11 protein-coding genes and 1 pseudogene are annotated in these 13,008 nt (G+C 37.7%); 5 read left to right on the top strand and 7 right to left on the bottom strand.

Translation table 11 applies throughout. The features are described 5' to 3' along the window. A pseudogene (locus tag AC1DND_RS07615) lies at positions 1 to 452 on the top strand (hypothetical protein); the annotation flags it as partial. Between the two features lie 38 nt (positions 453 to 490). Here AC1DND_RS07615 and AC1DND_RS07610 read toward each other — a convergent pair. From AC1DND_RS07610 to AC1DND_RS07595, 4 genes are all read right to left on the bottom strand, one after another. Further along, positions 491 to 3,964, bottom strand: a complete 3,474-nt coding sequence (locus AC1DND_RS07610; protein WP_477580464.1) for a sensor histidine kinase — start codon at positions 3,962 to 3,964, stop codon at positions 491 to 493. Positions 3,965 to 4,059: 95 nt separating this feature from the next. After that, entirely contained in the window at positions 4,060 to 4,941 is an 882-nt protein-coding gene (gene fabD / locus AC1DND_RS07605) for an ACP S-malonyltransferase (protein WP_477580462.1), read from the bottom strand. Between the two features lie 122 nt (positions 4,942 to 5,063). After that, positions 5,064 to 5,699, bottom strand: a complete 636-nt coding sequence (folE, locus tag AC1DND_RS07600; protein ID WP_029274208.1) for a GTP cyclohydrolase I FolE — start codon at positions 5,697 to 5,699, stop codon at positions 5,064 to 5,066. A gap of 12 nt (positions 5,700 to 5,711) precedes the next feature. After that, positions 5,712 to 6,122, bottom strand: a complete 411-nt coding sequence (locus tag AC1DND_RS07595) for a 6-pyruvoyl trahydropterin synthase family protein (RefSeq protein ID WP_029274209.1) — start codon at positions 6,120 to 6,122, stop codon at positions 5,712 to 5,714. Positions 6,123 to 6,227: 105 nt separating this feature from the next. Here AC1DND_RS07595 and mqnB point away from each other — a divergent pair, with 105 nt between their 5' ends. Beyond that, positions 6,228 to 6,851 (top strand): futalosine hydrolase, encoded by a 624-nt coding sequence (gene mqnB / locus AC1DND_RS07590; protein ID WP_477580459.1) that lies wholly within the window; start codon positions 6,228 to 6,230, stop codon positions 6,849 to 6,851. Between the two features lie 118 nt (positions 6,852 to 6,969). Then, positions 6,970 to 7,818: a menaquinone biosynthesis family protein gene (locus AC1DND_RS07585; RefSeq protein WP_477580457.1), complete on the top strand. Its 849-nt coding sequence runs from the start codon at positions 6,970 to 6,972 to the stop codon at positions 7,816 to 7,818. Between the two features lie 150 nt (positions 7,819 to 7,968). Here AC1DND_RS07585 and AC1DND_RS07580 read toward each other — a convergent pair whose 3' ends face one another. From AC1DND_RS07580 to AC1DND_RS07570, 3 genes are all read right to left on the bottom strand, one after another. Continuing rightward, the gene (locus tag AC1DND_RS07580; protein ID WP_029274212.1) at positions 7,969 to 8,664 is read right to left on the bottom strand and encodes a response regulator transcription factor; all 696 of its coding nucleotides are present in this window, start codon (positions 8,662 to 8,664) and stop codon (positions 7,969 to 7,971) included. Positions 8,665 to 8,840: 176 nt separating this feature from the next. Further along, positions 8,841 to 10,661, bottom strand: a complete 1,821-nt coding sequence (locus AC1DND_RS07575; protein WP_477580455.1) for a sensor histidine kinase — start codon at positions 10,659 to 10,661, stop codon at positions 8,841 to 8,843. 274 nt (positions 10,662 to 10,935) lie between these two features. Beyond that, positions 10,936 to 11,301 (bottom strand): DUF3127 domain-containing protein, encoded by a 366-nt coding sequence (locus AC1DND_RS07570; RefSeq protein WP_029274214.1) that lies wholly within the window; start codon positions 11,299 to 11,301, stop codon positions 10,936 to 10,938. 71 nt (positions 11,302 to 11,372) lie between these two features. Here AC1DND_RS07570 and AC1DND_RS07565 point away from each other — a divergent pair, with 71 nt between their 5' ends. Further along, a complete protein-coding gene (locus tag AC1DND_RS07565) occupies positions 11,373 to 12,551 on the top strand; it encodes a THUMP domain-containing class I SAM-dependent RNA methyltransferase (RefSeq protein WP_477580466.1) in 1,179 nt (392 codons plus the stop codon). Positions 12,552 to 12,618: 67 nt separating this feature from the next. Continuing rightward, a partial coding sequence (locus tag AC1DND_RS07560) for a hypothetical protein (protein ID WP_477580452.1) occupies positions 12,619 to 13,008 on the top strand: 390 nt, incomplete at its 3' end.

Genomic DNA, 13,008 nt, shown 5'->3' with positions numbered 1-13,008 from the left:
GCAGTAAGGCATCGAACTTAGAGAGCGAAAACGCTAATCTAAATGCGAAAGTTAAAACTGCTGCGGTATTAAAGCTTCAATCTGCCGAAATTATCGCTTTCAGAACGAAATCAAGTGGTAAAAAAGTTGAAGTAACCAAATCATCTACCGCCGAAAAGTTAAGCGTGCGCTTTAATGTTGTGCCTAACCAATTAGCAGAAAAAGGACATCATAACATTTATCTCCGGGTATTCGATCCCGCTGGGAACCTGCTTGCAGACGAGGAAAACCATTTTGAGGCTGATGGGCAGGATATGCAGTTCAGCCATTCTATTTTTATTAACTACAATAACGATGACAGTACCTATGTTATCGACTGGGCAAATCCTAAACCATTTATAAAAGGCATATATACCGTTATTTTATATGCTGATGGTAATACCATGGGCAAGGCTCAAGTGGAGCTGAGATAAATCTCACCTCTGATTAACCAACCGCTACCTGTTTTAATTTAAGCTAAAGGAAAGTTCAGATAGAACGTTGTTCCTAAACCGCTTATTGAGGTAAACTTAATTGAACCTCCCGCATTTTCTACAGCCTGCTTAACAAAAGCTAAACCTAAACCTGTACCTGACGTTTTTGTAGTGAAGTTTGGTACAAATATTTTATCGTGCAGGGCTGGTGGGATGCCTTTTCCATTATCTTTTATTTCGATATATGCATTTTTTGCATCTACATATATAATGATGGTGATGCAGCATAAAGTTTCCTCATCAATAGCTTCTATTGCGTTTTTAAGCAGGTTGTTAAATGTTCTCAAAAGCTGATCGTGATCGGCCATGATTTCGATGTCCTTCTCACTTTTATCAATCACATCAATGGTTACATTTTCCGTGCTTTTAAATACTTCTCTCGCCTGGTCAATAATCGGAAGTAAAGAAAGGCGCTCCAGATTGGTATCGGGCATTTTGGCAAAATTAGAAAACTCAGAAGCAATTTTCGAAAGGCTATCAATCTGTTCTATAAACGATTTGCTAAATTTATTAAACTTCAGTTCGAAGTTTGGATCTTTTTCTTTCCACGATTTTTCTAACAGCTGAACACCTAATTTTAAAGGCGTTAACGGATTCTTGATTTCGTGGGCAACCTGTTTCGCCATTTCGCGCCAGGCACTCTCCCGTTCCGATCTGGCGAGCTTAATCGCACTATCTTCTAAGGCCGCAATCATGTGGTTATACTCCTTAATTAAAGAGCCGATCTCATCATGCCTACGCCATACGATGGGCTCGTTCTTTTGCCCGATTTTCGTTTTACTAATACTTTCCTGAATAAAAGTTAAGGGACTGGTAATCTGATTGGCCAAAAATACAGCCAATACGCCAATAGCCACAAATACCAGGGCGTAAAGATTAATCAGGTTACTTACAAAAAGTGCCAGTTTATCTGTATATTCTTCTTCGGTAGAGTAATTTGGCAGGCCGATATAGGCAATTGTTTTATTTTGTGCATTCCTGATGGGGGCATATGCTGCAGCGTAGGTTAAGTTGCCTATCTTTTCTTCAGCATTAATAAATTCTGATCGATGTAAGCCTCCTAAAGAAGCAAAGGCTGATGGACCCATCTTTTTACCAATAATTTTATAGTTATAGAGTTTTGGATAAGTCACTATAGATACCTGGATTCTGGTTTTGTACAAAATTTTATTGGCATTGATCATTAAAGATCTATTGATACTAAACCAGCCCACCTTATCATCATCGAGATTTTTGATTAGCCATATTAAACCATAAAGCAACAAAGAGAAGATGATAAATATCAGGAAGAAAAACGATAGCGCAGCTAAACGTTCTACATAATCTACCTTCTCTTTACTGATTACAACCATTTTGCTATCAGTAGGCTTATAAATTAAATGGCTGTAACGAAGTTTATCATCATTACTGGTTATAAAATCATCCTTTTTACCTTTAAATATGCTTCCATCTAAAGGGTAAGTATAATTTCCAGATTGATTAAGCAATTTATTATTGCTGTACAAGGCAATGGAATAACCCTTAAAATCTTCATCTTTGATCATTTTTTGATCCCCTAAGAGATCGGGTAGGCGATTGTTATAATTATACGGCTTCGAGCGGAGTTCGATAATAAGCGTGCCTAATAAACTGCCACTATCTACAACCGAAATGATACCAAAGTAATCCTGATAACCAAATGTATTGTTAACCTGATAAAAAAAGTTAGATCCATCAATTTTAACAGAGCCTGCCTCAACCAGGTTTTTATATTTATCAATCGGTGGTGTATCAGAATTTTCTATCGCAGCACCCAATCTATCATATGGATAGATCTGATAATCGTAGCGGTTTAAATAGCCATCTAAATAATCTTTGATATGATTTTTGAGCACCGAGTAACTGCCTTTTCGGTTTTGAGTAAAATAGCTTGTCAGAAAATTATCTTTAACAATTTCATTCCCCAAAGTACCTAAAGCAATAATGGCATTCGGATCTTCTGACGATTGCACTTTCCTGGCCAAGGGCTCGCGCAAACTTCTTTCCTTAATATCTTTATACTTGGTGTATTTAATAGAGGTATTAAAGGCCAGGCAGAAAAATACGATGGCAAACATGCCGATTGAGAAGTTTTTTCCTTTTAAATAAACAGCCCGTGCCACGATAAATAATACAAGGGCAAAAACGATAAAAAAGGCATTAAAATCTACCGCTAGCTTGTAGATAAAAACACCTGCAAAGCCAATTAAGAAAATAATGACCCGCTCTTTATTGGTAACATTTAATTGACTGCTTACTGTTGCTGAAACAGCCGTTATCAGGTAAATCTGAAACCAGGCCAGACATAAAATCACAATACCTACCCAACTGGTACCGCTAAGCTTAAGGATATTAACGATATCGAAATTAATTTTTGAGTTAAAAATCAACCCGAAGAAAATATCATCGGTATCCCAAACTATCCGCCCTATCAACACCATCAAGCCAGCCTGAATAACAACTCCAATTATTTTGCTCCGCTTAATCCATCCCGGAAACTTATATTGTTCCTTATGGTTGTACATAAACAAGAGCAACCAGGTTAGTGCAATTACATTTAACAGAAAATCGCCAAGCGAAGGCATCAGAAAATTATCGGCATATATCCTCGGATCAAATAGATCTAAAGTAAACCTGTGGTTAAACCAACCATAATATAAATCTGTTAACCGAAATGCCAGGAAGAAAAACAACAATAAAAAAGTACCCCAGGCAATATGGCCACGCCGGGCAATAAACGAACTCAAAGAGTTAAAAAACATGCAAATGCACAACATACCGGCAACAAACAACCATAATTGCGTACCCGAATAATGAGTTTCCGCATACCCTGGCTTAACCTTAAGTCCGAATAAAAACTTATTATCCAGGCTTTTTATTACATATACATCCTTATCGGTAAAAGATGCAAATGTTAATATTTTGGTATTTGATAAAATTGGATCGATATCATTTTTAAAATACTTTGTTTCTTTAAAAGGATATTGAGATTGAATGGTGATTAAGAAAATAAGGCTAAAATCGCCCTGGGTACTTTTAATCACCTCATACCAGCCGTTATAAAAAAACAACACCGAACTACCCTCTTTTATTGTAGTTGGATCTATTTCTGATATTTTGTAGGTACTCCAGAATTTAAGCTGATTGTTTTGGTAGGTTAATAAATTTATACCACTCTTTTTGCGATAGTTATCGATAAAATCTATTGCATTATTAGGATCGAGATGAAATTGTTTGGCTTTGGCAACCTGTTTTTTATCAGTCAGAAAACTTTGAACAGATCTTTCTTTGATTAAAAGGTTGTGCTGAATCTCTTGTGCATCGTGCTCGAGGAGCTCATTTTTGGTTGTAAACCTGCTTAACGAAATAGAAGTTGCAATGAGGCAACAGCCCAAAACAAGCAATAGAAATCTTATTTTTATACCAAAGCTCATTTTCATCTACGGATAAAGATATTAAATATTGATAAAAAACAACGCCATAAACAACTGAGTTTATGGCGGTGGCAAAATATTCTATTTTGAATAAATTAAGCTATGGCAGCACTACTTGTTTGTACTTCGCGGCTTACCTTTTTAACCAATCCCTGTAAAACATTGCCTGGGCCAACTTCTACAAATTCAGTTGCACCATCGGCTAACATGTTCCCTACTGTTTGTGTCCAACGTACAGCACCCGTTAATTGTTTAATTAAATTGCCTTTAATTTCAGTTGGATCTGTATATGGCTTTGCATCAACATTTTGGTAAACCGGACAAATTGGTGCAGAAATATGAGTGGCCTCAATAGCTGCCTGTAATTCAATTTTTGCAGGTTCCATTAAAGGAGAATGGAATGCACCGCCAACATTTAGTTTTAAAGCTCTTTTAGCGCCTGCTTCTGTTAGTTTAGCACAAGCTAGGTCAATCCCTTCTATACTGCCCGAAATTACCAATTGCCCTGGGCAGTTATAATTTGCAGGAACTACCACAGCATCAATTTCTGCACAGATTTTTTCAACTACATCATCAGCTAAACCTAAAATAGCGGCCATGGTTGATGGTTGTGCTTCACATGCTTTTTGCATGGCATTTGCACGGGCAATAACCAGTTTTAATCCATCTTCAAAACTTAGTGCATTTGCGGCAACTAATGCCGAAAATTCGCCTAAGGAATGGCCTGCAACCATGTCTGGTTTAAAATCATCGCCCAACACTTTGGCTAAAATAACCGAGTGCAAAAAGATTGCCGGTTGGGTTACATTGGTTTGTTTAAGCTCCTCATCTGTTCCGCTAAACATAATATCGCTAATGCGGAAACCGATAATTTCATTGGCCTGTTCAAATAATGCTGCAGCTTTTGGGTGCTCATAAAGATCTTTACCCATACCTACAAACTGTGCTCCCTGTCCGGGAAAAATATATGCTTTCATTATAATTAGTTTGGCGTATCGCGTTTATCGGCCAGCGTTTTTATCTATTGCCCTATCTTGATACCTATTACTTTCTACTTGATACTTGTTCTTAACTCCTGATACTATTTACTTGACACAAACTAGTCTAAACTTGCGGTAATTAACCTTAAAAATTCGGCTCTTGTTTTATCGTTACTTAAAAAAGTTCCGGTAAAGGCAGATGTTGTGGTTACCGAATTTTGCTTTTGCACGCCACGCATAGACATGCATAAGTGCCTGCATTCCATTACTACTGCAACGCCCATTGGGTTAAGGGTATTTTGAATACAATCTCTGATTTCGTTCGTTAAACGTTCCTGTACCTGTAAACGACGAGCAAAAGCATCAACTACGCGTGGGATTTTACTTAAACCAACAATGTGTCCGTTAGGAATATAAGCAATATGTGCTTTACCGAAGAATGGTAGCATATGGTGTTCGCACATCGAATACACTTCAATATCCTTAACCACAACCATTTGGCTATAATCTTCTTCAAACATTGCGCCCTTCAGAATCTCATCAGGTTTTAAATCGTAACCATGTGTTAAATATTGCAGCGCTTTAGCCACGCGCTCCGGTGTTTTTAGTAAACCTTCGCGTTCTGGATTTTCGCCCAACTGGCCAAGAATATCTTTATAATGTGTAGCTACAGCTTCAATTTTATCTTCGTTGTAACGGTCTATTTTTACATAACCGTCTCTCGATTCGCCTTTCAATACGTCTTTATCGCTCATTAATTTAGGTTTTTAACCAAAGTATTCAACAAAATTATTTTCGGTCTCGTATATTTTTACGCAATGTAAAACTGCGCCGCTCTCTGCAATCGGCGCCCATAATTGTTTCCAGATTTCTATGGCCAGATTTTCTGTTGAAGCCAACTTGCCTTTCATAAAATCTACATCAAGATTCAAATTTTTATGATCAACCTTGTCTACCACATAATCATTCATTACGTCTTTCAGCCATTTTAAATCAACAAGAAAACCGGTTTCTGGATTAACTTCGCCTTTAACTGTAACATATAACCAATAGTTATGGCCATGCCAATTGGGGTTGGCACATTTACCATAAACTTCATTGTTTTTATCATCATCCCAATCGGTACGGGCCAATTTGTGCGCCGCATTGAAGGATGCTTTTCTCGTTATGTAAATCATTACTATAAAATAAAATGCAAATATACGGATAAAGGTTTAAGCTTAAAGACTAAAGACCAAAGCTTACACAAAACTTAAATGAAAACAATCTGCTAACTTTACGTTATGAAAACTTTAGTTGTTGCTGCTRCAAAAGCCGAACTCACCTTCTTTTATCAACATTTTAATTTGCCGGATGGAGATTTTGTAGAGAGTAAAAATTTCGATCTGCTGATCACTGGTGTTGGAATGGTAGCAACAGCCTTTGCCCTGGGCAAACATCTTTCATCTAAATATAGCCTTGTGGTAAATTTCGGTATCGCTGGAAGCTTCGATCGGAATATAGCTTTAGGTACTGTATTAAATATTACCGAAGATACTTTTGCCGAACTGGGCGCCGAAAATGGAGACGAATTTTTAACCATAAGCGATTTGGGTTTTGGGGAAAACCATTACACCTCGAAAACACACAAAAGCGTTAACCTACCCGTAGCAAAAGGGATAACCATGAACTGTGTAACGGGGAGCGAAAAAAGTATTAAAAATCTAATCAAGAGGTTAAACCCAACTACCGAAAGCATGGAAGGTGCCGCGGTTTTCTATGCCAGTAAACAGTTAAACATCGATTGTTTACAGATTAGAAGTATATCTAATTATGTAGAGCCAAGAAATAAAGACAATTGGAAAATTGGCTTGGCTATTAAAAATTTAAACGATTGGGCCATTGCTTTTGTTGGAGAAATGAACTGATTATGACTGATTAGTTTACCGCAGTACTTAATTTTGATTTATGAACCCGACACAATTAAAATAATTATTTTAATTGTCAAAGGCTCCATCTAACAACTGAAAACAAAAAAATAAATAGATGAAACTTACACTTGGATTTTCTCCCTGCCCTAACGATACATTTATTTTCGATGCACTAATTCACCATAAAATTGACACTGAAGGGTTAGAATTTGAGGTTTCTTATGATGATGTAGAAACGTTAAACCAAAAGGCACTTAGAGGCGAATTAGATATTACCAAGTTAAGTTTCCATGCTTTTGCCTATGTTGCCAACCAGTATGCTTTACTCGACGCTGGGAGTGCCCTGGGTTTTGGTGTTGGGCCGTTATTAATCAGTAAGAATCATTTCGATGGAGAAAATGACGCTGAACTCCAAACGCCAGRCTCCAAACTAAGAATTGGAATACCAGGAAAATATACCACCGCTAATTTCCTGCTGGGAATTGCTTATCCTCATTTACAAAATAAACAGGAGCTTGTTTTTTCTGAAATTGAATCGGCTTTACTTAGCGAGCAGATTGATTTAGGATTGATTATTCACGAAAACAGATTTACCTATCAGGATAAAGGTTTAACCAAAATTGTTGATTTAGGCGATTATTGGGAAAAACTAACTGGTTGTGCCATCCCATTGGGCGGCATCGTAATCAACCGTAATTTAGATCGCGAGGTACAATTAAAAGTAAACCGTTTAATCCGCCAGTCGGTGGAGTTTGCCTTCGCACATCCAAAATCGGGGATCGATTTTATCCGCCAGCATGCCCAGGCCATGGAAGAAAGCGTGATGTACAAACACATCGAATTATATGTGAATAAATACAGCATAAACCTTGGCGAAGAAGGCCGAAAAGCAGTTGATACCTTATTTAAACTTGCTCAAGAGCGGAATATAATCCCCGCTATTCAGGAGAATTTATATATCTAATTCATCGATCCGTCATCTCGACCGTAGCGGAGAGATCCATAAAAGATTTCTCTCCCGAAGGTTCGGGACTGCACTCCAGTCGAAATGACGATAAATCGGCATCATGATAGATCCTGAAACAAGTTCAGGAGGACGATTGGTCTAGTTAATTTAACTTACCAAAAGCTTATAGCCTTTTCCGTGCACGTTAATAATTTCTACTGTCGGATCTGCCCTGAGATACTTACGTAACTTACTCAAAAACACGTCCATGCTCCGTCCGTTAAAGTAATTATCATCATGCCAGATACTTAACAATGCCTCTTCGCGGGTTAAAACAGTATTTTTTTTCAAACACAATAAACGCAACAGCTCGGCTTCTTTGGTAGAAAGTTTTTGCTGATGATCGTTATCGGTAATAATCTGGGTTGTATAATCGAAATGATATTGACCGATAGAAAACTGTGTTTCGGCAGCCTCATCGTTGTTATCTGTTTTATTGGCCACACGCTTAAACATGGCATTAATCCGTAGTAAAAGCTCTTCTATACGGAAAGGTTTGGTAATATAATCATCACCACCTAAATCATAAGCAGCAGATTTATCTTCCAGCATGGTTTTAGCCGTTGCAAAAATAATGGGTACCTGTGTGTTTACCTTCCTAATGTCTTTACCCAAAGTAAAACCATCTTTTTTAGGCATCATCACATCCAGAATACATAAATCGAAGTTCTGCTTATTAAACGTTCTCAATCCATCCTCACCATCGGTGCATAATACTACATCAAACTTGCCTTTAAGCTGCAAATAGTCTTGTAACAATAAACCTAAATTTGGGTCGTCTTCTACCAGAAGTATTTTTTTCATTTTCTTGTTTTTATTCACATATGTAGCACTGGCTACACTGAAAGTTTGATTCTGAATATGCATAACGGTTTAATTTATGTTGTAGATTAAATTAATACTCCACTATATTAGCTAAATTAAACCTGTTCTATTTTAATGTATCGATAAAGCAAGTTTTTGTACCGATGTTTAACTGTTTATAAAGGTAAAGATATTTCGAACGTGGTTCCTCTATCTTTTTCGCTACTTACCTTAACGGTTCCATTCAATTTTTTTATTATATCCTGAACATAATTTAAACCTAAGCCAAAGCCTTTAACATCGTGTAAATTACCTGTTGGCACCCTATAAAACTGGTCGAAAATCCGTTTAGACTGCTCCTTGGTCATTCCAATGCCTTTATCTGCTATTTCGATAATTAAATTTTTACCTGTATTGCGGGTAGTAATGGTAATCTCTGGCGTATCGCTACTGTATTTATTTGCATTATCAATAAGGTTATAAATTACATTAGACAGGTGCAGCTCATCACCATATACAATGGCATGCTCTGCATCGGTATGTACATTGATAATGGCATTCCTTTTCTGTAACTGTAATTCCATGCTATCCAGCACAATCACAATCAAATCGTTCACATCTACTTCGGTGTTCTCCATTTTAAGCTCACCTTTTTCTAAGCGGGCAATACTTAAAACACGTTCGATATGATTACCTAAACGAACATTTTCATCATAAATAATCCCAGCCAGGCGCTTTAACCGGGCCTTATCTGCTGTAACCTCCGGATCTTTCAAAGCTTCACTCGCAATCATAATAGTAGCCACAGGGGTTTTAAATTCATGCGTCATGTTATTGATGAAATCTGTTTTCATCTCCGACAGTTTTTTCTGCTTTAAAATAGCATAAAGAGTATATGAGAAAATAAAAACAAGTACCAGTAACAGGCCGATGGATGAGGCGAGCGTTGCACTTAGGTTAGAAATAATTGCCGAATTTTTATTCGGAAAACTGACGAAAAGCATCCCGGGATCGCGAAAGATATCGTTTCCAAACAAAGGTGTTTTATAGGTATTTTCGGGCAAAAACTCTCCTTTAACGTTAGATGCCGTCATATAAATGGTCGAATCTTTTCTCGCTAGCGAAATCCGGTAAGAAGGTTCTAGTGTAATATTATTGGCAAGGAGTTCTTGCTTTAATAAAACGCCTAACGAATTAAAATTAATGCGTTTATAAATCGGCACATTGGTTTCCTGCAATTCTTTAGATACATCCTCAACTACACTCGATCGGGTATATGAAAAAGTATCTTTGCCCAATGCTGCAATTTTAAGCTCTAATTTTTTCCGCTCAATCTCATCTTCACGTTGAAATTTTTTCTGTAAATCGTTTGGGATCTTTGGAACATTTGCGAAACCTGGAGTACCATCTCTGGGATCAAAAACCAAATACCTTAATGTATCAGGCAAACTTTGCAGGCTTTTAAATTCGAATGCTTTTGGTGGCGCCGTAAAAGGCTTTGAGCGCATGCTATAACCTTTTAAAATAAGGCTCTTAATATCAATAATCGCATCCATCTGTAAATCCAGCTTGTCGCCGTTCTTCGAACTCAACGAAGTATATTCCCTTTCAGAAATTACATTGGGCGCCCGATAAGATACGCGGATAATACTATCTTGTTGGTTCAGGTAACTTTCGATCTGATTTTCCCTCTCGGCTTGCCGCAGCTCTGCCTCTTGTACATATTGTTGCCGTAAATCCTTAATGTCTAATGCCCGTTGCCTGGAGTCTTGTAACTGCTTCAGTTTATTTTCAGCATCTTTACGGTTTAAGTGATCGGCAACATTTCTACGTTGTAGTTTATTTACTACCGATGTTAGCGTTTGGTTTACCTGCTCATCAAAAAGCTGAGATTTTAGTTTATACGATTCCCTGATGTAATACAGCTGCATTACAAAAACACCAAGCAAAGCCACCGTCATTAAAACGGTAATTAACCAAAAACTCTTTTTCTTCATGAACTAGATTGGTTTTAAAATTAAAAAAACCGGGGCATAATCTTCTTAAATCTAAACAGATATCAAAAATACTGATTAGCTAAGCGAAGTGTTTGTTTTTAACATATTTTAACAGCGCTGAGAAGACTTCCGAAGTTTTTGGGAGCACGGGACCCGGTAAACTTCGAAAGTCTAAGCGATGGAAGAACTTCGGATTCTGAGGTGGGCCAAAAAAAATGCCGAGACTAAAGCCTCGGCATGGTTCAAAATTGTTTGCTTAAAAAAGATTCTTTATTTAGAAAGGCAAATCATCATCTTCACCTGGTGCATTGCTTACATCAACCGGAGCTGCATAAGCTGGTGTAGCTGCTGGAGCACCTGCTGCAACTGCATTTATACGCCAAATAACCAAACTGTTAAAATATGATGTTTTACCTGCTTTATCTGTCCAAGGGCGACCGCGTAAATTAAAGAAAACCTCAACCTCATCGCCTGCTTTAAATGTATCTAATAATGCAGTTTTATCTTGTAAAGCCTCAAAACGGATATATTCTGGGTATGTTGGATTTTCTGCGTATTCTATTATTAAATCACGCTTTTTAAACGTTTCACTTACTTGTTGTGTGGCACCTACTTCGTGTACTTTTCCTTTAATTTCCATATCTAATACTACTTAATGTACTATAAACATCAAATCTCTATAATTTTATTGATAACTTCGCATATATTATGATGCAAGTTTTCCACAATAAAAGCAAGGTAATTATTACCTGCAACAAGCGCCTTTCGCCTTATTTACAAGAAGAAGTTACGGCTTTAGGTTATACCATCGAGCGGTCTTTTGCTACGGGTGTTGAGCTCAATATCACGCTTACAGAGTGCATAAAGCTCAATTTGAACTTGCGCTGTGCCAGTCAGATTCTCTACGCCATAAAAAGTTTCAAGGCCATTACACCCGATGATTTATACAATGAAATTGCAGCCATTGAGTGGGAAGAACTGATCGATTTTTCGGGTTATTTCTCGGTAACCTCAAATGTTGATAACCCAAATATTACCACACCACTTTTCGCAAACTTAAAGGTAAAGGATGCAATTGTAGACCGTATGAAAGAGAAAAAAGGCATCCGCCCGAACTCTGGATCGGATGCAAATAAAACAGTAGTGCATTTAYACTGGAAAGATGCAGATGCCGATGTTTTTATGGATACCTCAGGCGAAACCCTCGCCAAACACGGTTACCGTAAAATACCTGGCAAGGCCCCCATGTTAGAAGCTTTGGCCGCGGGGGTTATTTTAGCAAGCAACTGGGATAAAAAATCGCCATTTATTAACCCAATGTGCGGTTCAGGAACATTAGCTATCGAAGCAGCACTGATTGCAACCAACCGTGCCCCAGGATTATACCGCATGAATTATGGTTTTATGCACATCTTAGGTTATAATGAAGAAGATTTTTTCGCTGAGCGTAGAATTTTAAAAGATCAGGTAATTAAAAATGTTGACCTTAAAATAGTAGCTTCCGATCTTTCGGAAGATGCAGTTGAAGTAACCCGGAGAAATGCTAAAACTGCTGGTGTTGATACTTTAATCGAATTCGAAGTTTGCGATTTTGAGTTAACAACAGTTCCTGAAGATGGCAAAGGTGTTGTTGTTTTTAACCCTGAGTATGGTGAGCGTTTAGGGGTGCACAGCAAGTTAGAATTGACCTATAAACGTATGGGCGATTTTATGAAAACAAAATGCAAGGGCTATTCTGGATATATTTTCACCGGAAATCCTGATCTTGCAAAGAAAATTGGATTAAAAGCTGCTAAAAAAGTTGAATTTTATAATGGTAAATTAGACTGTCGTTTACTAGAGTATGAATTATATGATGGCTCTCGCAGAGCACCGTTAATTGAGGCCTAGTCTTTTTCATTGAAAATTAATATATTACGCTCTCTTACGTACCATAACGTAGAAAATTTTGAAGAATATGGAATTTGATGACATGGACCATATGCCCGAATGGGAGCATTTTAGCCGATTTGGCCGAGATGATGAGGATGAAGAAAATCTATCAAGTGTTGATGCAGAAAAGGTCAGACTAAAAGTGACCAGGGCTAAAAGCCTTTACAACCAGGCAAGAGCCGTATATAAATATGCCGCCCTGTTCTGCGAAACACTGGAAGGAGAGATGGCCGAAATGACCGCTAACTTAATTATGCAGAATGCCCTCATGTTATGCCCTAAAATTGTTGGGGCAGAAGGTGCAGATATGTATATTTTAAGAATGGAAAATGCCTCTATTATCCGAACCAATTGCCGTGAATTAGAAACCCAGGTGAGAGCAGCAGATATGTTCGAAATCTGCACTCCAGAATAT

This window comes from Pedobacter sp. 01N416, from assembly GCF_056399685.1.
Note: the sequence above shows the minus strand (reverse complement) of the source record. Positions and strands in the feature narration are given on the sequence as shown.

Coding starts and splice junctions, on each gene's coding strand:
- AC1DND_RS07595 (WP_029274209.1), bottom strand. CDS start 6,122: ATGATTTACATAACGAGAAAAGCATCCTTCAATGCGGCGCACAAATTG.
- AC1DND_RS07610 (WP_477580464.1), bottom strand. CDS start 3,964: ATGAGCTTTGGTATAAAAATAAGATTTCTATTGCTTGTTTTGGGCTGT.
- AC1DND_RS07580 (WP_029274212.1), bottom strand. CDS start 8,664: ATGAAAAAAATACTTCTGGTAGAAGACGACCCAAATTTAGGTTTATTG.
- AC1DND_RS07570 (WP_029274214.1), bottom strand. CDS start 11,301: ATGGAAATTAAAGGAAAAGTACACGAAGTAGGTGCCACACAACAAGTA.
- folE (WP_029274208.1), bottom strand. CDS start 5,699: ATGAGCGATAAAGACGTATTGAAAGGCGAATCGAGAGACGGTTATGTA.
- fabD (WP_477580462.1), bottom strand. CDS start 4,941: ATGAAAGCATATATTTTTCCCGGACAGGGAGCACAGTTTGTAGGTATG.
- AC1DND_RS07575 (WP_477580455.1), bottom strand. CDS start 10,661: ATGAAGAAAAAGAGTTTTTGGTTAATTACCGTTTTAATGACGGTGGCT.